The following is a 20840-nucleotide window of genomic DNA, read 5'->3' on the forward strand; positions in this document are numbered from 1 at the left end:
AGCAATCGATACCAATTTGTACATGCAGGGGGCATAAAATATGTGGAGTTATCTGATTCCCATTCTCACGTTAATTGTTGGTTTGGTCGGTGGGTTCTTTATCGGCGTATTCTATTTAAAAAGACAGCTGGAATCCATGCAGAACAATCCGGAAATGCTGCAAAAAATGGCCAAGCAAATGGGCTACAACATGAACAAGCAGCAGCTGAACAAAGCGCAGCAAATGATGAAAAACCAAAAGTGGAAATAAGACACCTTTGAGTGTAGCTCAAAGAAACCTATCAAAAGGAGAGACTTTGAGCTTCATTCAAAGTCTCTCTATTAGGTATAACGAAAGTAGGACATACCAGTACTATTCAGAGGTGGCTCAAGCGATGGCTAGCAACAAAGACCGCATCATGGAAGCTGCCATGGATTTATTTCACGATCATGGTTTTCAAGGAACGGGTCTGGAAGATATATTGACGAGCAGCGGAGTTTGCAAGAGCAATTTTTACTACCATTTTAAAAGTAAAGAAGAACTGGGTTTGAAAGTTATTGAGCGTAAGGTGCAGGAGATGCGGCAATCTGTGATGGAGCCTAGTCTAGGTAATGTGAAATTATCTCCGAAGCAGCGGGTGCTGAGCTTGTTTGAACGCATGCTGGCGTTTTGTGAGGAGCATGAATGCCGTAGAGGTTGCTTCTTCGGTAATCTGGCACTGGAGCTAAGCGATAGCTCTGAGGAGCTGCGTAAGCCGCTCAGCCGCTTTTTCAGTGAACTTACGGCTGAGGTGGAATCCTGTTTGCAGGAAGGTAAGAGACGAGGTGAGCTGCTGCTGCAGGGGTTAACCCCAGTGGAGCTGGCGACCCCTATTGTGTCCCTTCTACAGGGTGGGATGCTGCTTACCAAAACGCACAAAGACAGCAGAGCTCTGCGCGACAGTATCAAAGTTTTGACCGTTTGTATAGGGTAGAGGATAAGAAAGAGGAGTGATAAAAAGATGGCGTCTATTGACTACAAAAATACAAGAGTTGCTGAGAATCGGGAGCTGATTGAACAGCATGTCCGCGAGATTTTACGGCTAATTGGCGAAGATGTAGATCGGGAAGGTTTGTTAGACACACCTGCTCGCGTAACCCGTATGTATGAAGAAATATTTTCGGGCTATGAGGCGAATCCGCGCGATGTGATGGGTGTAACTTTTGATGAACAGCACGAAGAGCTGGTTATTATTAAAGATATTATCTATTACAGTCAATGCGAGCATCATATGGCGCCCTTTTTCGGGAAAGTGCATGTAGGTTACTTACCAAGCGGGAAAGTGGCTGGACTTAGCAAATTCGCTCGTCTGGTTGATGTAATTACTCGTAAGCTGCAGGTGCAGGAGCGGATTACTTCAGAAATCGCCGACATTCTAGATGATGTGCTGAAGCCGCATGGCGTCATGGTTGTTGTTGAGGGAGAACATATGTGCATGTGCTCAAGAGGCGTGAAGAAATACGGTAGTAAAACGATTACCTCAGCTGTTCGCGGTTCTTTCCGCTCGGACTCGACACTTCGTGCCGAATTTCTGTCTTTGTTAAAATAAGCAATGCGTACGAGGGATGTGCATGGAGACAATAGTCTTGTGCAGCATCCCTTTTTTTGTTCAGGAAGTTCCGGATGACTTGTTGCTAGGTAGACGATATAGTATTATTTTACCACGTAAGAAAGTTTAAGATGTTCGGACCTTGATTGAGGTTTTCTCTTATAATACAAGATCCCCAAGGGACTTTTGTACATGCTTTCGCATAAACTGATAAGAAGATGCAGAGGTATACGGAGTGGCTAATTGAACAAAGAGACTATGAACTATACCGGGGGTCCGGCAACAGCACTAGAGGAGGCAAGCATATGAACAACATACGAAAATATCGGCCAGGTGAGGCTGGTTCCTCTAAATTGAGTGAAGAACGGGATGAATTTGAGCGGGATTATGCGAGGTTAATCCAATCTCCGACCTTTCGTCGGCTGCAGGGAAAGTCGCAGGTGTTCGGCGCAGGTTCAGGTGATTACTATCGAACGCGTCTAACCCATTCGCTCGAAGTTGCCCAAATCGCCAGAGAAGTGGCGAAGCGGTTAGAACGGACGAATCCTTTTTTGAGCAAAAGGGAGCATCCAGGCTTGATTATTGATCCTACTGTCGTCGAGTGTGCGTCAATCGCTCACGACTTCGGTCACCCGCCGTTCGGGCATAAAGGGGAAGAGGTTCTGAATCATATTCTGATGAGGGATCATAGCTTGAAATATGAAGGCAACGCCCAAAATTTCCGTATCCTGATGTTTCTCGAAAAAAGAGCAGGCAGTGAAAGCGGCCTGGATCTTACAGCCGCGGTACTTCTTGGCATTAATAAGTATCCATTTTCAATCGAGGAAGAAGGCCGACTTAAGGGTGTCTATGCCTCGGAGTGGGAAATCATTCGTGATCTGCGCTCGCAATGGAACATGCCGGAGGGCTGCTCGACCTTGGAAGCACAACTGATGGATTTATGCGACGATATCGCCTACTCCACGCATGATATTGAAGATGGTATTCGTGCTGGCAAAATTCAAATGAACGCAACCTTTTTTGAAGATCAAAGATTGATCCGCCACGTGGTCATGGAAATATTAAATGATCCGAACAAGCATAAATTCGGCTGGGAACAAGTCAATATCGAGCAAATGGTCAGGCAAGTTCTGTCGGACTACCTAGAACAATGGGAGCAAATTTTCTCAGAATGCAACGGGGAAGAATCGCGTACGCGTAGAGAGATGAAAGCCCGCTGGGTGAGCTCTTTCGCGAGCAGTCTGGACATTATTGATGACCCTGACCGAGGCTGGAAAAAGGTTGCGCTCGTGAAAGACGAAGCCGAGGATATGAATCTGCTGCGCACGATGGAAATTCTCAAGAAGCTTGCATGGGTCACGCTGATCAAAGACTTCCGCGTGCTGCGCCTCCAAAAACGCAGCGAGATCATCGTCGAGCGCCTGTGGGACAGCTTCATCGACAAGGACAAGGGGCAGTGGATCATGCCTCCCGACTGGATAGATAGCTACGAGCGCCGTAATGCTACCTGGAGCTGGCCGCGCTTCGTCGCGGATTACATTTCCGGTATGACTGACGCCTACGCGGAGAAAGTCTATGCCGAATTGTTCGCTAGCAAATCCGGCTCGATTTATGAGATGGATTAGTTGGGTGTTAAGATCAAGACCCCAAGTGGCTGATGGGACAGCCTGAGAGAGCCGAAATGGACTTCTCATCGCCGGAAAAGGTGCTAAGTGTTGCTGAGAAGTCCGAGAAGGACTTCTCAGAGGCTCCTGGACTATTGACAGGAGTCTTGATATCACAAAGAAGAAGCGAAAGAAGTCCAGCAAAATGGGCTTCTTATTTTTGTTTGTGCGAAAAGTTAAAATGTGAGTTGCGACGCAAATAGAGGGGGGAACTGGACAAATTGGTGGAATGGTGATGATTTAGATTGTTAAAGTAGCGTATTGCAGGAAGAGATTTGAAACTCGCGGCAGAAACAAGCTTTTATAGGCAAAAAAATATCGACCCCGCGAGGGGCCGATTTTATAGGGAGGAGGGAATACCAAGGTTAGCTTGCAAGGGGGTAGACGAGATACTGTTAAGGAAATTCATCGTTCGGCGCATATACGTTTTGGGCTCTGCCCGGTACAGCAACTCATGCTGCGCTTTTGGGATAATCCATAGTTTGGATTCGGAGTCTTTTTGCTGTTTGAACATATCTTCTACCATGCCATAGGGTGCTTTGTAATCTTCCGTACCATGGATGAAGAAAATCGGCATCGGATAAGCTGTTGAAGTTACTTTGTTGTAAGGCACTTCTTGTAAGCTTACGCCATTGAGCAAAGGGAAGAATAAGCGTACAAGCGGTAGAGATGGAAATTTAGGGACGTTAACGACTTGCTTCATATTGTGATAGAGTGTGTCTGGATTGAGCAAAAAAGTGCTGTCCAGAATCATCCCCGAAATATCGTTGCCACTTTGAAGAGCAGTCTGTAAGGCTGTTCCTGCTCCCATAGAGAAGCCCCAAATGTAGATAGGACCGCTGGAAACCTGCTTGATATAATGGATGGCGCCAAGCAGCTCTTGCGATTCTTGAATGCCGCCAGTCATAATTCTTTTACTGTTAGGGTGCACATAGCCATAGTCGAACATGAGTACATTGTAGTTTTGCAAATGAAGCTCGCGGGCTAAGTTGTAAATGGGAACCCAGAGTTCTTCGCGATTGCCGCCGTAACCATGGGAGAAGATAACCGTTTTGTCGGACTTACCAGGTATGAACCAACCGTCTAGGTTTGACGTGCCATTCAGACTGGGAAAGGTTACATTGTTGTAAGGAAGACCAACAGCTCTCATCGGATCCGAATAAAGCGGGTCAATATGCGGCCTAGCCAGTGTCCAAGCAATATAGGCGTGAAAACCAAGAAGTAAAGAAGTGCATAGGATTAGAAATGAAATGAGGATGGTGAAAACCAGCCTTTTTTTGCGCAAAAGCGGTCGGGTGACCACTTGCTCGAGTGTGGGTTGTAGTGAACCAGTTCCAGGGGTTAGAGATGTTGTTGACATCGTAGTACCCTCCCTCAATTAAATTAGTGAGATTATGCTTCTGCGGGTTAGAGGTTAAAGGGAGAATAAATTGTTTAAATATTCAGATAAGTATTCCATTAACTTAATAGTATTCTGAATGCGCTTTCAAGTCAATGAGGTTGCGCTAATTGTAAGCCCTTTGTAATCGTTCTGTAACAATGAGAACACAGATTTTTGATCATATATAGGGATCTTTGGTCGAGACCAAAGTCTCTCCATTTATAAGGATCTTTGGATGAGACAAAATCTCTCCATTATAGAGATCTTTGTTTAAGACCAAAGTCTCTCCTTTACGGGTTAAAAGAGTTTCGTTATACTAAATATAACTGTGTTTCATATAGTGAAACTTTTTTCACACGGATGAAAGTGGTGGAAACGATGGAAGATGGCAAACTGACGGTGCGTGCTGTAGAGCGCGCTTTAGATATTATGCTTTGTTTCACCGGGGCGTCGGAATTGACGCTGACCGAAATAGCAAGTCGTGCCCAGCTTCACAAAAGCACGGTGCACCGCCTTCTGGCATCCCTAGAAGGCAAAGGATTCATCATGCGCGATGGCTCGACGGATAAATACAGACTCGGTTATCGTCTATGGGAGTTGTCTGCTAACCTCTCCAAAGAGGGAGACCCTGGCATCATTCTGCTGCCGGAGATGGAACGGCTGCGGGATCAACTCGGCGAGACGATCTCGTTGTACGTGCAGGACGGCTTGGAGCGTGTACGCGTCCAAGCCGTACAGAGCAACCACGCCATTCGCCGCGTTGCCCCAGTCGGGGCGCGAATGCCCTTATACGTCGGCGCCTCGAGCAAGGTGCTCGTCGCCTTCGCTGAGCCAGCGCTGCAGGAGCAGCTTCTAGCCTCGGCCGATTGGCCGACTGGGCTAGATCAGTCTGCGTTCCTGCAGCAGCTCAGTGACACCCGACGCGCTGGCTTCGCCACGAGCGTCGAAGAGCGCGAACCCGGTGCGGCGGCTGTGTCCGCACCGGTTCTGGACCGCGGCGGCCGGCTTGTGGCCGCCCTCGCGGTCTCGGGTCCAGCGAACCGGCTCACGCTGGAGCTGATGCAAGAGCAGGCGCCGCTCATTGTGGAGGCGGCGCGGCGTATGGGAACGATGCTGCGCTAGCGCATCGTCCTTTCTCCTGGCTTCGTGCTGGCGCGAAGCCGCGGCCCTACCCGTCATCCGTCGTCAGGATGACGGATGCTTTGCTTCTAGGAGGTCATACTAGAAGAGGGAAAGGGAGTGGCAAGTGATGAATAAGACAGCCTCGATGCTGGCGATCTGGATCAGTCTTGCCAGTAATATCGTGCTGACCGCCCTCAAAATCATCGTCGGCCTCAATTTCAAAAGCCAAGTGCTTATCGCGGACGGCATCCATAACGCGGGAGATGTCATAGCAACCGCAACGGCATATAGCTCGATGCGCGTTTCCTCCAAACCGGCGGATATTGATCATCCCTACGGTCATGGCAAAGCCGAGGTGCTCGGAGCCTTCATTGTCGCTATCATCTTAGGTGGAGCAGCCATTTATATGGGCTACCACTCCATTCATGCGCTTTTTGAGCCAGCAGGAGAGGCGCATATCATTGCATTTATCGCGGCGATCATTTCGCTAGTTTGGAAGCAAATTCTTTATATCTATACGAAGCGTATCGGCCAAAAGGTTAACAGCAAAGGATTAATTGCCACTGCATATGATCATTTAGCTGATGTATATGCTTCGATTGCGGCTTCGGTCGGCATAGGTTTGGCCTTAATCGGGGATCATTACGACTATAGCATATTGGCTTTTGGCGACCCTGTGGCTGGTATCATCGTTTCTTTTTTAGTGCTGAAATTGGCATACGAAATGGGCAGCGAGTCTTTCGATATTCTCATGGAGCGCAGTGTAAGTACGGCGTACATTGAACAATACGCGGCATTGATCCGATCAGTCCCAGAGGTTAAACGGATCGACCGCCTGCGCGCCAGAGAGCACGGTCATTACATATTAGTTGACGCCAGACTTGCTGTTTCAGGTAAATTAACCATCCAAGAAGGCCATGACATTAGCCGCCGTATTAAGCAAAAGATCAAAGAAGCGCATAGTGATGTGGATGAGGTGCTGGTACATTTGAATCCTTGGTATGAGGAGTCTGCTACATCAGACGGAGATTGATCATAACTCTTAATCCTCCTGATCCGCTAATTCGCATATCTATGTAAAAACACCTCTAGTCGAGGTCGCTCACCATGGAGCGGCTTTCGGTAGAGGTGTTTGCATTACCCAGCAAAAATATGATGCCCAATCCGCACAGTCTGCGGACGTGACCAGATCCATTTGCTCGTCGCTGTATCGGGATTAAAATAGTACAGGGCACCCTTGGTAGGGTCCCAGCCGCGAACAGCGTCCTGCGCGGCCATGTAGGCTGTCGCATCCGGCTTCAGCCAGTATTGGCCGTCACTAACGGCTGTAAAAGCCCCAGGTTCAAATATAATGCCTTGAATGGAGTTTGGGAACTTACTCGATTGTAGACGATTCATGACAACGGCCCCTACGGCAACTTGTCCTTCATAGGATTCACCGCGAGCCTCGCTGTAAATCACTTTCGCCAACATATCCAATTCAGCTTGATTCACCGAATAGTTGCGCAAAGTCTCCCATGTTTTCGCTCCAATCATGCCGTCAACGGTTAGACCATAATTATATTGAAAATTGCGAACAGCAGCAGCCGTAATCGGACCATATTTGCCATCTGCAGATTGTTGATAGTAGCCTAAAGTCTCGAGTCGGAACTGAGCGTCCCAGACATCACCGTTTTGACTGCCTTGCTTCAATGTAGCCCCTGCCGCTGATGTCGGTTGGCTCCATGCACTTACGGTAAAACCTAAACCAATCGAAGCAAACAGCACGACAAGGACGAGTTTTTTGATCAACTTCATCGTCATCTCCCCTTTCGTTCTCTCAGTATAGGTGCCTAGGTGGAAGGGCTCAACCCGCAGTTTTTGGAAATGTAAGTAAATGCCTTGGGGCTGTAAGGGCGAAGGCGGGTTCATTTTACGATAAAATGGCTCCCTGCATGCATCTCTTTTTCCATTTCATGTATAAAAAAGTCCGAGACCGCCATTTAAGGCAATCCCGGACTTTTGCTGTGTAATATGCGTTTTGTGTGTGTTTTGCTGTATTCGTTTTAGTTTTTCTCAGAAATGATTTGACGAAGAACGGTTTGCAGGATACCGCCATTACGGTAGTAATCTACGTCAACCATGCTGTCCAGACGCACAAGTGCATTGAACTCGAATGTTGTACCATCTTCACGAGTAGCTGTAACTTTTACAGTGGAACCTGGTTGTACGTCGTTGCTCAGACCAGTGATATCGAATGTTTCACGACCTGTGATACCTAGTGTTTTCCAACCATTACCTTCAGTGAATTGAAGTGGAAGAACGCCCATACCAACAAGGTTACTGCGGTGAATACGCTCGAAGCTTTCAGCGATAACGGCTTTGACGCCAAGTAGGAATGTACCTTTTGCCGCCCAGTCACGGGAGCTTCCAGTTCCGTACTCTTTACCCGCGATAACGACGAGGTTTTGGCCTTCAGCTTGATACTTCATGGAAGCATCGTAGATGGATTCAACTTCGCCAGTTGGCAGGTAAGTCGTTACGCCGCCTTCTGTTCCTGGTGCCACTTGGTTACGAATACGGATGTTCGCGAACGTTCCGCGCATCATCACTTCGTGGTTACCACGACGGGAACCGTAGGAGTTGAAGTCTTCTTTTTTCACGCCATGCTCGATGAGGTACTTACCTCCAGGGCTATCAACTTTAATGTTGCCGGCAGGGGAGATGTGATCCGTTGTAACGGAATCGCCCATAAGTGCCAACGTTTTGGCATTGCGAATATCTGCGATATCATCAAGAACCGTGCCCAAATCTGTGAAGAACGGAGGCTCTTGAATGTATGTGGAGTTCGTGTCGAACTCATACAGATCGCCTTCTGGAATCGCGATTTGGTTGAAACGCTCATTCGCACGGAATACGTTGCTGTATTTATCACGGAACATGTCAGCGCTCATTGCTACGCCAAGAGCTTCTTGAATCTCTTGGTTTGTAGGCCAAATGTCTTTGAGGTAGACAGGCTGATTGCTTTGGTCGTAGCCGATTGGATCGTTAGCCAAATCAATGTTCACTGTTCCTGCAAGTGCATAGGCAACAACCAGTGGAGGTGATCCCAGGTAGTTTGCTTTTACTTGAGCATGTACGCGGCCTTCGAAGTTACGGTTACCGGAAATAACGGCAGCCACTGTCATATCGTTGTCGATGATAGCTTTGCTTACTTCTTCTGGAAGCGGACCGGAGTTACCGATACAAGTTGCGCAGCCATAGCCTGCAACGTGGAAGCCTAGGGCTTCTAGAGGCTCAAGCAAGCCTGCTTTAATCAAGTACTCAGTAACTACCAAGGAACCTGGTGTCAAAGAGCTCTTAACGAAAGTTGGTTTTCTCAAACCGCGAGCTACCGCTTTTTTCGCTACAAGTCCGGCACCTAGCATTACGCTTGGGTTCGATGTGTTTGTACAGGAAGTGATTGCCGCGATGACAACTGCGCCTGTACCCATTTGGACAGTTTCGCCATTTGGATAAACAACATCAACGACTTCTTCGATTTTCTCATCGGTAAGGCCATAGCCGCCTTTGTCGATAGGAGTACGGATGATGGAGTTGAAAGACTCCTTCATGTTCGTAAGCTCAACACGGTCTTGCGGACGTTTAGGACCAGCTAAGCTTGGTACTACTGCGCCAAGATCAAGTTCGATGACATCAGTGAACTGAGGATCTGGAGTGCTGTCTGTACGGAACATGCCTTGTGCTTTGTAGTAAGCTTCTACAAGTGCGATTTGATCTGCGTCACGACCTGTGCTTCTCAGGTAGTTCAACGTTTCGTTGTCGACTGGGAAGAAACCGATTGTTGCGCCGTACTCAGGAGCCATGTTCGCTACGGTTGCACGGTCAGCCAAGGAAATGTTGCTCAGACCAGGACCGAAGAACTCAACGAATTTACCAACAACGCCTTTTTTACGCAAAATTTGTGTAACAGTCAGAGCCAAGTCAGTTGCTGTAGCGCCTTCTGCCAGGTGGCCTGTCAATTTGAAACCAACAACGTCAGGAGCTACGAAGTAAAGCGGTTGTCCAAGCATACCAGCCTCAGCTTCAATACCGCCTACGCCCCAACCAACAACACCAAGTCCGTTGATCATTGTAGTATGGGAATCTGTACCTACGAGGGAATCTGGGTAAACAACCGTTTCGCCATCAACCGTTTTCGTTGCTGCTACGGAAGCCAGATACTCCAAGTTAACTTGGTGAACGATACCTGTTGAAGGTGGAACTGCACGGAAGTTATCGAACGCCGTTTGTGCCCAACGTAGGAAACGGTAACGCTCTTCGTTTCTTTCGAACTCTAGGTTAATGTTGTAGTCAAGTGCATCCGGGGATCCGAAAGCATCGACCATAACAGAGTGGTCAATAACAAGGTCTACAGGAACGAGTGGGTTGATCCGTTTAGGATCTCCGCCTTCACGAGCCATCGTCGCACGCATTGCCGCAAGGTCAACAACGACGGGAACGCCTGTGAAATCCTGAAGAACGATACGAGCAGGAATGAAAGGAATTTCTTTGTTTTCATCGCGGCCTTCAGCCCAACCAGCGATTTGTTTCACGTGTTCACTTGTAATGGCACGACCGTCGAATTGACGAATAGCGGCTTCGAGCAATACGCGAATGGAGACAGGCAAATTGCTAACAGTTCCGTGGCCTTGGTTTTCGAAGTCAGGAAGACTGTAATACTGGAACGATTTCGTGCCCACAGTTAACTGCTTACGCACAGAAAAAGAGTCCTTATTGGACATGGGTAATTCCTCCTCATTATTATTGATCATCCATTGGTTTCATCTAATGAAACTCAATTTCATTAATCCCTCTACATCAAGTATAGCGTTTCGCTGTGTATGAGTAAAGATTAATTTCAATCATTTTTACCGTCAAAATGTCATATATTGAATCAATTCAAAGCAATTCGGGCTCGTCCTAAGGAGGATACCAAGATGTCCTGGAAAACAGCGCTCTATAACTACGTTCACGCTAAGAACCAGGCAGAGATTGAAGGCTCTGCTGCACCTTTGGAAGCTTATGTCTCAGACAGCGCTTATGTACGGAAACAGGATGTCAAGGTACGAAGGCTCCTGGACAGTTACCGCGACCGTGATGCCAAATTGCTGCGTGGAGAAACGAAGCTGCGTCTTACTGGTGTCAAAGAATCGCCCCAAATGATTATCGCGGATATCCAATTACATCGGTTTCTAAATTATCGGATTGGATCCGTCGAACATCTTGAGGAACGTATTGAACCTGAACGTGTTTTCATTGATAGCGCGGCGAACCGCTGGCAGGTCAGATACACAGAATCAATCAACGGAGAAAAGTCGCTTCCGAGCAAGCGCCGAGGTGTCTTTTTGCCGGATCTTGACGTGTCTGTGGATGGGCTCCGCAGAGCGCCCTCACTTCCTTATATCAATTATAGTATACTCAACAGCGGTGCTCAGGAATCAGCTCCTCGCAAAATCATTTATAATCGTGCCAAAGTGGTCCAGTATGCAGAAACTTGGTGGCAAACCCCGAATCCGAAATACGAGGAATTTGAAGTCGACTGCACGAATTTTGTCTCGCAGTGCCTCTTTGCAGGCGGGGCTCCGATGGACTATACTGGGAAAAGGGATTTGGGCTGGTGGTATGCTGGCAAAAAAGGCAATCACGAGCTTTGGAGCTTTAGTTGGGCGGTTGCCAACAGCTTACAAACATTCCTCTCCCGTAGCCGCAGAGGTCTGAAAGGGCATGCTGTAGATGATCCGAGAGAACTTCAACCGGGAGATACAATTAGCTACGACTGGGATGGCGATGGCCGCTATCAGCACAATACGATTGTGATAGGCAAAGATGCAAACGGGATGCCGTTGGTTAATGCGCATACATATAACAGCCGAAATCGCTATTGGGCTTATAAGGATTCACCTGCTTGGACAGAGAGGACGAGGTACGTTTTCGTTCGAGTCGCTGATGAAATGTAATAGGAAGATTAAACGCAAATACTAGACGGAGGTACGTAATGAGCCGCAAAATACGAATTGGACTTATTTATGGGGGGAAATCCGGAGAGCATGACGTGTCCTTGCAAACAGCATTGGCGGTTATGAAAGCTGTGGACTTCAATAAATATGACATCATACCGTTCTATATATCCAAAAAAGGCGAATGGAGAAGCGGTGCACCCTTATTAGGTCCGGCTGAGTCCAAGGAAGTACTGACTTTTAGCAGTGGAGAGACTGCAGCAGCCGCACCTGCTTCCAATGCTTTGGCACCGATATTCGGGGCCATTCAGACAAAAGGCGATGTGGCTATTGCCGCAACGAATACAGTCGGAACGAACGACACAGGCATAGATGTTATTTTCCCGCTTTTACATGGCACATTCGGTGAAGATGGGACCATTCAAGGATTACTTGAAATGGCCAACATTCCATATGTAGGTGCAGGCGTGCTTGCATCAGCTGTTGGAATGGATAAAGTCATGATGAAGAAGGTCTTCGCACAAGAAGGTCTTCCTCAGTGTGTTTTCCGTCATTTCACTCGTACCGAGTGGGAAAAGAACCGTGCGTATCACCTGGTCGAGCTCGAAACGGCAATCGGATATCCGTGCTTCGTGAAGCCTGCTAATCTAGGCTCGAGTGTCGGTATTTCCAAAGCAAGAAATCAAGAAGAATTAATTAAGGCGGTTAATTTCGCTTTTCAATATGATCGTAAAGTCATTATTGAAGAGAATATCGATGCCCGCGAGATTGAAGTAGCTGTTTTGGGCAATGATGAACCTATTGCTTCTGTTGCTGGTGAAATCGTGTCCTCAAACGAATTTTACGATTACAAAGCGAAATATATGGACGGCAAATCAGCGATGGTTATTCCTGCAGACATCCCCGCCGAAACGGCCGAACAGATTAGACAGCTGGCGCTTCAGGCTTTCTTGGCAGTGGACGGCAGCGGCTTGTCCCGTGTTGATTTTTTCTTAGGCAAAATCGATCAGAAAATCTACATCAATGAAATCAATACGATGCCGGGCTTTACACCATTCAGCATGTACCCGCTGCTATGGAAAGAAACCGGTAAACCATACACAGAGCTGCTGGACGATCTTATTCGTCTGGCTATCGAACGGCATACAGCGAAGCAGAGTATCCAATATTCTTTTGATGTGGAGTAGATGCAAATGGGATTTCAAACGGAGTTCAATTCAGTCTGCAAGTTTAAGTCCGCGCAGGAGCTCTATGAGCTTCTAGAGTATGGCCGCGGCAAAATGGTGAAGAGCGGTTTCCGCGTCTTCCCAACCGGTCAGAAGGTCATTGCATACACACCTGAGAATCAAGCGATTGCCATTGTCCGAATCGTTGCTTCCATTGCGGAAATCAATTTCCAAGGCGATGAAGTCACGCAAGTAGAGATGGAGCTCATTCGCCGTCTGACGGAGGAAGAATCTCGGATTCAGACCTCTCTTGCTTATGAGATGTTTTTTGGTGAGCAAGCATAGCCGCATAGCGTAAAGTAGAAGGCATCGTCCGATATGGACGGTGTTTTTTTGCAATATAAGACGGTAGCCGGGAAGCAAAAAGGAACAAAACAAAAAGAAGAAGCCGCAGTTGTCCGTAAGCAGCAACCTTCTGGCAGCAGATGAACAACCTGCATTTTATGCATGATAAAACATACAAAAAGTAGAATTATAGTGGATGACCTGCAAAAGATACATCATAATCGACCACTTTATTCGCTGTAAGCGCTTTTCGAGCAAATGAGATGCAGGTTTTACAGGTAAGCACCTTGAAAACGGCAATCCTTTAAAATAAGATGTACTTTTTGCAGGTCGAGGCTGGTCGGGCTGGTCAGCAGACAGTGAAGTTTATTTGTTTGACTTGTTGGAAACCGAAAAGATATGGCTTGATGTTGTACGGGATTTTATCATAACGATGAAAAACATGCTTAAATGATGAATTTGCAGCCGAAAAAGCCGATTTTCCGCTCATTAGCAATATCACTAACGCATGCACGAGACGGTAAAGTACCCCCACTCAAAAGTTCACTCCCACCATAGGTACTACAAGAACTTAGTACTTATTCTATCTCCCTCGAAGAACTACAATGTACCTAGTAGATATTCAGATTGGAGCGTGAAGAGAATGAGACAAACGTTTTTGACGGACAGGAAGTTTATTGCCTATTGGCTTTTCAATATTGGGTTAGGCATACCAACCCCATATGCACTAATTTATATGATCTTTGGGTTTTATGGCTTTATGTCGCCTCCAACGATGCATGATCGGTATATGGCTGCTGGGGTGCTTTGCGTCTATTTATTAGTTTGGTTTATCGGAAACTATTTGTGTTTGCGAAAAGAAGATCGGGGCACCAAGTACGGTATGCTAGCGTTAAGCCTGCTGCCGCTGGCGATTTCGTCTTTTATCAGCTTCAAAATCATGGCATCCATGTAGTTCTAAATTTAGATGAGTTGTGTATGTGCGGCTGCACCAGAGGGTACCCTATGAAAGGACTTTTTGCATCAACTTAACAAATGCATTCTTCAATATGGATGATTTAAGTCCTTTATCCTTGCATACTCACTCTTTTTGGAGGTTAACCTCGCATGATTATTCGCCTTGGCTATGTGGCTATGTCGACGGTAGTCAAGAACGCATCCCCGTCCAAAACGATGACAGTCACGAACTTCAGCAAGCTTCTGGACCGAGATGCGGCCATTCGGAAGCTTGAGCGACTCGGTTCTGAGAATCTGCAAAATACGCTTAGATTGCTTAGGCACAATCGTGCGCATGATATCATGGTTTTTCGTTTTTCCTCCAGGCTGATCCCGCTCATTGGGCATGAAATGTTAGGTGACTGGGACCCTATTACCATACTATCAGCGGAATTCCAAGAGCTTGGCAGCTACGCTAAGCAATCTGGTATGCGCGTTAGCTTTCATCCGGATCATTTCACCGTGCTGAGTACGCCAAAGGAAGATGTGCTGCGGAAATCAGTGGAGGATCTAGAGCGGCATACGGCTATGCTTAACGCGATGGGGCTGGGTGTGGAAGCCATGTGCAATATTCATGTTGGTGGTTCCTACGGCGATAAAGAGAAAGCGGCGAAGCGATTTATTCAGAATTTTTCCACGTTGCGACCTGAAGTTCAGAGGCGGCTCACCCTTGAGAATGATGATAAAACCTTTACTGCGCAAGAGACACTGGATATTGCAGAAAAGGTGGGAGCGCCTATGGTGCTGGATATTCATCATCATGCGGTCAATAACAACGGGGAGGATGCGGCAGATCTCTGGCCGCGGATCCGACAAACATGGTCGAGACAGGAGAGTGAGCAGTCCGAACAGGCTGCAATCGTACTCCCGCCGAAGATCCATGTTTCAAGTCCAAAAAGTGAAAGTGAACCAAGAAGTCATGCTGATTACGTGGAGGTAGGACCTCTTTTCGCATTCCTACGTGCGATTGCGTCAACCACGCCAAAGCTCGATATTATGATTGAAGCGAAGATGAAAGATGGAGCATTATTTCGCCTCATGGAAGACCTCAAAATGCAAGAGGGAGTTTCGGTTCTTGATCAAGCCTCAATCCAGCTATAACTATTCAGATTTAAATCTTGAATTGTTGGACAAAATGGGGTACTTTGGAGAGTGGGAATGAACGACGCACAATCCATTGTGAGAGGGGCTTCTTAATACCATGAGTCAATTGTTAACTGGAAAAAATATACTTGTAATGGGTGTTGCCAACGACCGCAGCATCGCTTGGGCTATTGCTCAATCCTTAGCGGCACAAGGAGCTAATCTTGTGTTTACGTTTGAAAATGAGCGTGTTGAGGAACGCGTTCGTAAGCTCGCGGACACGATTCCAGGCTCAACCTTGATGCCTTGCAACGTAACGGTAGATGCTGAGATCGAAACACTTGCATCTACACTCAAAGAGAAGTTCGGTGTGCTTCACGGTCTCGTACATAGTATTGCTTTTGCTAAAACCGAAGAGCTGGACGGGCTATTCGTTGACACATCGCGTGATGGTTTCGCATTAGCGCATGATATCAGCGCGTACTCCCTTGTAGCGGTATCCAAACGGATTTACCCGCTGATGACAGAGGGCGGCAGCATCATGACGATGACCTACCTCGGCGCTGAGCGTGCGATGAAGAACTACAACGTCATGGGCGTTGCCAAAGCAGCGCTGGAAGCTAGCGTGCGCTACCTGGCGAATGACCTCGGCCAATTCGGCATTCGCGTGAACGGTATCTCCGCTGGCCCGATTCGTACCTTGGCTGCCAAGGGCATCAAAGATTTCAACTCCATCCTGCGCCAAGTGGAAGAGAAAGCGCCGCTGCGCAAAACAACGGATACAGCCGAAGTAGGCGACACAGCGATGTTCCTCATGAGCAATCTGTCCCGCGGCATCACGGGTGAAGTTATCTATGTAGATGGCGGATATCATATCGTTGGCATTTAATCCTGCATACTTAGAAATTCCGTATTGCCTTATGGGTGATACGGTTTTTTTTACGGAAAAAACAGGCTGATTCTAGATAAAGTGTAAAATTATACGAATATTTTGGGATGAAACGCACTAGTATTAAAACCGTATAATTTACTATACTGGAGTTACCGATTAAATTAATGAAAAGAAAGAGTTGATATAAATGGTAGATAGTAAGGTGGAGCCTTTCGTGGTGGGCAGTAAGAGCTTTACAGCGGTGGCTATTAATACGGCAGCCAAGGCTGGGCAGTGGATTAAGAGCAAGCTGGGGGACATTAATAGCGTGGATACGAAGTACTCCTCGCAAGATTTGGTTACTGAGGTGGACAAAGGTTCAGAGAAGCTAATTCGTAATTTGATTATGACTCATTTTCCAGATCACTCCATTCTTGGCGAGGAAGGCGTAGAGCCTGGACCAGAGGCATCAGCCAAAGCGCTTCAAGCGATGAGCGATGAGGAGTATCTCTGGATCGTGGATCCGATTGATGGGACGACGAACTTTGTTCATGGCTTTCCATTCTTCTCTGTTTCGATTGCGCTGGCACATAAAGGTGAAATTATTGTAGGTGTCGTCTATGACCCTTCGCGTGACGAGTTGTTCGTTGCTGAAAAAGGGAAAGGCGCCTACATGCACGGCAATAAGACGACGGTTTCGCTTGATAGCAAGCTATCCGAGAGCTTGGTTGCAACCGGCTTTCCTGCAGACCGTGACGGGGCGCTCCCGATCAATCTTAAAGGGACGCTGGCTTTGGCGTCGAAGGTAAGGAATCTTCGCTCAGGTGGGTCAGCAGCGCTGCACATGGCTTACGTCGCAGCAGGACGATTAAGCGGGTTCTGGGAGATTGGTCTCAGCGCATGGGATGTTGCGGCAGGCTCGTTGTTGATTCAAGAATCCGGCGGTAAAGTGAGCGATACAGCTGGTAACCCATACAAGCTTACCGTGCGAAACGTGCTTGCTACCAATGGTCAAATTCATGACGAACTTCAGCAAGAGTTGGCTGGAGCGGGAGCGACAGGTTTGTAAGCTTGAGAAGATTATCTGGTGTTGACAATCCAGCTGCTTAAAGTATGATAAACCTATAATTTAATTTAGCTGCGGAGCCTAGGAGAACAGCAAGTTTATTTCAAATTGTACGTAACCATGCGTGCATTTGGGATAGCTTGCTGTTTTCTTTTTTATACATTTGGAGGTTGATGACCATGGAAAAGAAATACGTGCTTTCATTAGATCAAGGAACGACGAGCTCTCGTGCTATTTTATTTGATAAATCCGGTGCCATTATGGGGGTTACTCAAAAAGAGTTTACGCAAATTTACCTGAAACCAGGTTGGATTGAGCATAATGCCGAGGAGATTTGGGAGACGCAGCTTGAGGTACTTAAAGAAGTTTTGATCCAAAATCATGTGCACCCGCACCAGATCGCAGCTATCGGGATCACGAACCAACGTGAAACAGCGGTTGTTTGGGATAAACTTACGGGCAAACTTGTGTACAACGCCATCGTTTGGCAAAGCCGACAAACCATGGACATTTGTAATGAATTGAAGGAGAAGGGTTTTGATCCGAAAGTGCGCCAGAAAACAGGACTGCTGATCGATGCGTATTTCTCCGGTACGAAAGTGAAATGGATACTGGACAACGTGCAAGGCGCTAGAGAAAAAGCCGACAACGGCCAATTGTTGTTCGGCACCATCGATACTTGGCTGATTTGGAAATTGACTGATGGTAAGGTCCATGTGACGGATTATTCCAACGCATCGAGAACGATGATGTACAACATCCACGAATTGCAATGGGATCAAGAGCTGCTAAACATGCTGAATGTCCCTGCATCCATGCTGCCAGACGTTCGTCCTTCCAGTGAAGTGTACGGTGAAACGTCCAAAAGTTTGTTTGAAGTTCAAATTCCTATCGCCGGAATCGCTGGTGACCAGCAAGCGGCATTGTTCGGACAGGCTTGCTTCGAAGAAGGCATGGCCAAAAATACTTACGGTACAGGTTGTTTTATGCTTATGAACACGGGCTCCAAAGCGGTTGCTTCCCAGAACGGACTGCTGACTACGATTGCATGGGGCTTGGATGGTAAAGTGGAGTATGCGCTGGAAGGCAGCATTTTCGTTGCGGGCGCTACGATTCAGTGGTTGCGAGACGGTCTTAAACTTATTGAGAAGGCATCTGATTCTGAGAAGCACGCAGCTGCTGTAGCTAGCACGGAAGGCGTGTATCTCGTGCCTGCTTTTGTAGGATTAGGCGCACCTTACTGGGATATGGAAGCTCGGGGCGCGATCTTTGGGTTGACGCGTGGCACGACGCAGGACCACTTTATACGTGCAGCAGTAGAATCCTTGGCCTACCAAACGAAAGATGTGCTGGAAGCTATGGAAGCAGATTCGGGCATCCAATTACAAAAGTTGGCGGTTGATGGAGGCGCTGTGGCGAACAACTTCCTGATGCAGTTCCAGGCCAATCTTTTAGGCGCCGCCGTAGATCGCCCACGCGTACTGGAAACGACAGCGCTTGGCGCAGCTTATCTGGCTGGTCTAGCTGTTGGCTACTGGGCAGGCAAGCAAGATATTATCCAGAACAAAGTGATCGAGCGTACGTTCGAATCATCCATGGAACCTGCTGAGCGCGATGGGTTATATGAAGGCTGGAAAGCAGCGGTTCAAGCAACTATGGGCTATAAACAGAAGAAAGAGCAATTGGCCTAGAGAGAGATTATTGAGATTGCCAACCGTCGCATGACCGAAGATCCTGGACGCTGTGCACGGCGGTAAGTCAAGTCTGGTCTAAACGCTCAATATGCTCTATAATATGAGTTATATCGTTTATTTAAACGTTTCAATTAACTGGACACGCACAGGCGTGATCGGGAAATGGATGGAGAGCTTCTATGACGGCAAATACACAATCGCATTCAGGATCTGGCCCGGAGATCATCACATTTGGGGAAACGATGGCATTGCTCATGCCCTCCGGTGGCAAGGGATTGGAATATTCTTCTGAGCTTCACAGCTTGTTTGGCGGTGCTGAAAGTAATGTAGCTATTGGTATATCGCGGCTTGGCGGCAAGGTCGGCTGGTTCGGACGATTAGGCAAAGATCCATTAGGCCGCATGATTTTCAAAAAAATCCGTGGTGAAGGCGTCGATGTTTCACGTGCTGAGTTGACTGCTGAAGCTCCTACGGGGCTAATGATGCGTGAAGTTCTTATGGGCAAAACGTCAGTCTACTACTATCGCAAAAATTCAGCTGCTAGTCACATGAGCGCAAAGCATTTGGATGAGGCTTATATCGCTGGGGCCAAAATCCTGCATATCACAGGCATCACTCCTGCCTTAAGCGAGTCTTGTAAAGAGGCGGCTTTCGAAGCTGTTCGCATGGCTCGTAAGCATGGCGTCAAGGTCAGCTTTGATCCTAATCTGCGTTTGAAGCTTTGGCGTATCGAAGAGGCGCGTCCCGTGCTGTTAGAACTGGCTAAGCTGTCTGATATTTTCTTACCTGGTTTAGATGAACTGAAGCTGCTCTACCAGACGGAAGACTGGGATGTTATCGTTAGTAAGCTGCGTGAATTATCCGCGATATCCATCGTCAAAGGTGGAGAAAATGAGACGTACGTCGTAACCGCAGATAGCGTTACAGCAATTCCTTATTTCAAAGCGGAGCATGTGGTTGATACGGTTGGGGCGGGTGATGGTTTTTGTGCGGGCTTTTTGATTGGCTTGCTAAAAGAGTACGCATATGTGGATGCCGTGCGCATCGGTAACCTCGTGGGCTCCTTGATCGTTCAGACTGAAGGTGACTGGGAAGGCGCTCCGACTTGGGAACAAGTAGAGGCTGTACTTAATGATGTTAAACATATTGAACGCTAAATGCTTGAAATAGAAGGGTGTAGATTCTAATGAAAAAAATTAAACTTATCCAACAAATATCCAGTGAAGGTGTCGTTGCTGTTCTACGTGGCGATACGCCAGAAGAAGTCGTGGAAATGGCCGATCAAGCCATTGCCGGCGGTATTAAGGTCATCGAGGTCACAATGACCGTGCCTTACGCGCTGCGCGCGATCGAGGAGCTCGCGAAGCGCTACTCGAGCACAGCGCAGGACGCGGCCAAGTACGCGATCATCGGGGTGGGCACAGCCCTTGACCCCGAGACGGCGCGTGCCGCGATCCTCAGCGGGGCCGAGTTCGTTGTCGGCCCATCGCTTAACCCGAAAACGGTTGAGCTCTGCAACCGTTACAGAGTTCCCGTCATGCCAGGGTGCATGACGATTGCGGAGATTCAGACGGCGCTTGAGCTCGGCGTCGATATCGTCAAGCTCTTCCCGGGCAATCTTTACTCGCCCGCGATGATTAAGGCCATTAAAGGTCCGTTGCCGCAGGCGAACATCATGCCGACCGGCGGCGTCTCGCTGAGCAACCTCGGCGAGTGGATCCAGGCCGGCGCGGTTGCCGTCGGCATCGGTTCCGATTTGACTAGCGAAGCCGTCAAAACCGGTAACTACAGCCTTGTCGCCAAGAAGGCGGTTCAATATATCGAGGCCTACCAAGCGGCCAAGAAGTAGGAAATGCGTACGCTCCGTCGAAATGATGACGGAGCGTATTTTTTTGAAGGTGAATAG

19 protein-coding genes are annotated in these 20840 nt (G+C 47.8%); 16 read left to right on the plus strand and 3 right to left on the minus strand.

Annotated features, from left to right (window positions below; genetic code table 11):
- Positions 1–40: 40 nt before the first annotated feature.
- The 4 genes from NYR53_RS03020 (at position 41) to NYR53_RS03035 (ending at position 3193) form a co-directional block, all read left to right on the plus strand.
- Positions 41–250, plus strand: a complete 210-nt coding sequence (locus NYR53_RS03020; RefSeq protein ID WP_036632513.1) for a YneF family protein — start codon at positions 41–43, stop codon at positions 248–250.
- A gap of 124 nt (positions 251–374) precedes the next feature.
- A complete protein-coding gene (locus tag NYR53_RS03025; protein ID WP_261303867.1) occupies positions 375–953 on the plus strand; it encodes a TetR/AcrR family transcriptional regulator in 579 nt (192 codons plus the stop codon).
- Between the two features lie 27 nt (positions 954–980).
- A complete protein-coding gene (gene folE, locus NYR53_RS03030; RefSeq protein ID WP_261303868.1) occupies positions 981–1568 on the plus strand; it encodes a GTP cyclohydrolase I FolE in 588 nt (195 codons plus the stop codon).
- Between the two features lie 305 nt (positions 1569–1873).
- Positions 1874–3193: a deoxyguanosinetriphosphate triphosphohydrolase family protein gene (locus NYR53_RS03035; RefSeq protein ID WP_261303869.1), complete on the plus strand. Its 1320-nt coding sequence runs from the start codon at positions 1874–1876 to the stop codon at positions 3191–3193.
- Positions 3194–3572: 379 nt separating this feature from the next.
- On the opposite strand, the gene NYR53_RS03040 is transcribed toward NYR53_RS03035, so the two are convergent.
- Positions 3573–4592: an alpha/beta hydrolase gene (locus NYR53_RS03040; protein WP_261303870.1), complete on the minus strand. Its 1020-nt coding sequence runs from the start codon at positions 4590–4592 to the stop codon at positions 3573–3575.
- Positions 4593–4991: 399 nt separating this feature from the next.
- Here NYR53_RS03040 and NYR53_RS03045 point away from each other — a divergent pair, with 399 nt between their 5' ends.
- Together NYR53_RS03045 and NYR53_RS03050 are read left to right on the plus strand one after the other, a co-directional pair.
- Positions 4992–5735: an IclR family transcriptional regulator gene (locus NYR53_RS03045; protein WP_261306262.1), complete on the plus strand. Its 744-nt coding sequence runs from the start codon at positions 4992–4994 to the stop codon at positions 5733–5735.
- 127 nt (positions 5736–5862) lie between these two features.
- The gene (locus NYR53_RS03050) at positions 5863–6768 is read left to right on the plus strand and encodes a cation diffusion facilitator family transporter (protein WP_261303871.1); all 906 of its coding nucleotides are present in this window, start codon (positions 5863–5865) and stop codon (positions 6766–6768) included.
- A 104-nt stretch (positions 6769–6872) separates the two neighbouring features.
- Here the strand turns inward: NYR53_RS03050 and sleB are convergent, their stop codons facing one another.
- Together sleB and acnA are read right to left on the minus strand one after the other, a co-directional pair.
- The gene (gene sleB, locus NYR53_RS03055; RefSeq protein WP_261303872.1) at positions 6873–7532 is read right to left on the minus strand and encodes a spore cortex-lytic enzyme; all 660 of its coding nucleotides are present in this window, start codon (positions 7530–7532) and stop codon (positions 6873–6875) included.
- 248 nt (positions 7533–7780) lie between these two features.
- Complete coding sequence (acnA, locus tag NYR53_RS03060) at positions 7781–10498, minus strand: aconitate hydratase AcnA (RefSeq protein WP_261303873.1); 2718 nt, start codon at positions 10496–10498, stop codon at positions 7781–7783.
- A gap of 195 nt (positions 10499–10693) precedes the next feature.
- On the opposite strand from acnA, the gene NYR53_RS03065 reads away from it, so the two are divergent.
- From NYR53_RS03065 to NYR53_RS03110, 10 genes are all read left to right on the plus strand, one after another.
- Entirely contained in the window at positions 10694–11713 is a 1020-nt protein-coding gene (locus NYR53_RS03065; RefSeq protein WP_261303874.1) for an amidase domain-containing protein, read from the plus strand.
- A gap of 38 nt (positions 11714–11751) precedes the next feature.
- Positions 11752–12900, plus strand: a complete 1149-nt coding sequence (locus NYR53_RS03070; protein ID WP_261303875.1) for a D-alanine--D-alanine ligase — start codon at positions 11752–11754, stop codon at positions 12898–12900.
- Positions 12901–12906: 6 nt separating this feature from the next.
- On the plus strand, positions 12907–13224 hold the full coding sequence (locus tag NYR53_RS03075) for a hypothetical protein (protein WP_057303481.1): 318 nt from the start codon (positions 12907–12909) through the stop codon (positions 13222–13224).
- A 643-nt stretch (positions 13225–13867) separates the two neighbouring features.
- Positions 13868–14179, plus strand: coding sequence for a hypothetical protein (locus NYR53_RS03080; protein ID WP_261303876.1), 312 nt, complete (start codon positions 13868–13870; stop codon positions 14177–14179).
- Positions 14180–14331: 152 nt separating this feature from the next.
- A complete protein-coding gene (gene uvsE, locus NYR53_RS03085) occupies positions 14332–15321 on the plus strand; it encodes a UV DNA damage repair endonuclease UvsE (protein WP_261303877.1) in 990 nt (329 codons plus the stop codon).
- A gap of 100 nt (positions 15322–15421) precedes the next feature.
- Entirely contained in the window at positions 15422–16192 is a 771-nt protein-coding gene (fabI, locus tag NYR53_RS03090; RefSeq protein WP_029194483.1) for an enoyl-ACP reductase FabI, read from the plus strand.
- Between the two features lie 190 nt (positions 16193–16382).
- Positions 16383–17243, plus strand: a complete 861-nt coding sequence (locus NYR53_RS03095) for an inositol monophosphatase family protein (RefSeq protein ID WP_261303878.1) — start codon at positions 16383–16385, stop codon at positions 17241–17243.
- A gap of 176 nt (positions 17244–17419) precedes the next feature.
- A complete protein-coding gene (gene glpK / locus NYR53_RS03100) occupies positions 17420–18931 on the plus strand; it encodes a glycerol kinase GlpK (RefSeq protein ID WP_261303879.1) in 1512 nt (503 codons plus the stop codon).
- A gap of 182 nt (positions 18932–19113) precedes the next feature.
- A complete protein-coding gene (locus NYR53_RS03105) occupies positions 19114–20091 on the plus strand; it encodes a sugar kinase (RefSeq protein WP_261303880.1) in 978 nt (325 codons plus the stop codon).
- Between the two features lie 29 nt (positions 20092–20120).
- The gene (locus tag NYR53_RS03110) at positions 20121–20783 is read left to right on the plus strand and encodes a bifunctional 2-keto-4-hydroxyglutarate aldolase/2-keto-3-deoxy-6-phosphogluconate aldolase (RefSeq protein ID WP_261303881.1); all 663 of its coding nucleotides are present in this window, start codon (positions 20121–20123) and stop codon (positions 20781–20783) included.
- Positions 20784–20840 lie beyond the last annotated feature (57 nt).

The sequence above is a fragment of the Paenibacillus andongensis genome (assembly GCF_025369935.1).
Classification (GTDB): Bacteria; Bacillota; Bacilli; order Paenibacillales; family NBRC-103111; genus Paenibacillus_E; species Paenibacillus_E andongensis.

Coding starts and splice junctions, on each gene's coding strand:
- NYR53_RS03050 (WP_261303871.1), top strand. CDS start 5,863: ATGAATAAGACAGCCTCGATGCTGGCGATCTGGATCAGTCTTGCCAGT.
- NYR53_RS03065 (WP_261303874.1), top strand. CDS start 10,694: ATGTCCTGGAAAACAGCGCTCTATAACTACGTTCACGCTAAGAACCAG.
- NYR53_RS03105 (WP_261303880.1), top strand. CDS start 19,114: ATGACGGCAAATACACAATCGCATTCAGGATCTGGCCCGGAGATCATC.
- folE (WP_261303868.1), top strand. CDS start 981: ATGGCGTCTATTGACTACAAAAATACAAGAGTTGCTGAGAATCGGGAG.
- acnA (WP_261303873.1), bottom strand. CDS start 10,498: ATGTCCAATAAGGACTCTTTTTCTGTGCGTAAGCAGTTAACTGTGGGC.
- NYR53_RS03040 (WP_261303870.1), bottom strand. CDS start 4,592: ATGTCAACAACATCTCTAACCCCTGGAACTGGTTCACTACAACCCACA.
- NYR53_RS03035 (WP_261303869.1), top strand. CDS start 1,874: ATGAACAACATACGAAAATATCGGCCAGGTGAGGCTGGTTCCTCTAAA.
- NYR53_RS03075 (WP_057303481.1), top strand. CDS start 12,907: ATGGGATTTCAAACGGAGTTCAATTCAGTCTGCAAGTTTAAGTCCGCG.
- glpK (WP_261303879.1), top strand. CDS start 17,420: ATGGAAAAGAAATACGTGCTTTCATTAGATCAAGGAACGACGAGCTCT.
- sleB (WP_261303872.1), bottom strand. CDS start 7,532: ATGAAGTTGATCAAAAAACTCGTCCTTGTCGTGCTGTTTGCTTCGATT.
- NYR53_RS03045 (WP_261306262.1), top strand. CDS start 4,992: ATGGAAGATGGCAAACTGACGGTGCGTGCTGTAGAGCGCGCTTTAGAT.
- NYR53_RS03095 (WP_261303878.1), top strand. CDS start 16,383: ATGGTAGATAGTAAGGTGGAGCCTTTCGTGGTGGGCAGTAAGAGCTTT.
- NYR53_RS03020 (WP_036632513.1), top strand. CDS start 41: ATGTGGAGTTATCTGATTCCCATTCTCACGTTAATTGTTGGTTTGGTC.
- fabI (WP_029194483.1), top strand. CDS start 15,422: ATGAGTCAATTGTTAACTGGAAAAAATATACTTGTAATGGGTGTTGCC.
- NYR53_RS03110 (WP_261303881.1), top strand. CDS start 20,121: ATGAAAAAAATTAAACTTATCCAACAAATATCCAGTGAAGGTGTCGTT.
- uvsE (WP_261303877.1), top strand. CDS start 14,332: ATGATTATTCGCCTTGGCTATGTGGCTATGTCGACGGTAGTCAAGAAC.
- NYR53_RS03070 (WP_261303875.1), top strand. CDS start 11,752: ATGAGCCGCAAAATACGAATTGGACTTATTTATGGGGGGAAATCCGGA.
- NYR53_RS03080 (WP_261303876.1), top strand. CDS start 13,868: ATGAGACAAACGTTTTTGACGGACAGGAAGTTTATTGCCTATTGGCTT.
- NYR53_RS03025 (WP_261303867.1), top strand. CDS start 375: ATGGCTAGCAACAAAGACCGCATCATGGAAGCTGCCATGGATTTATTT.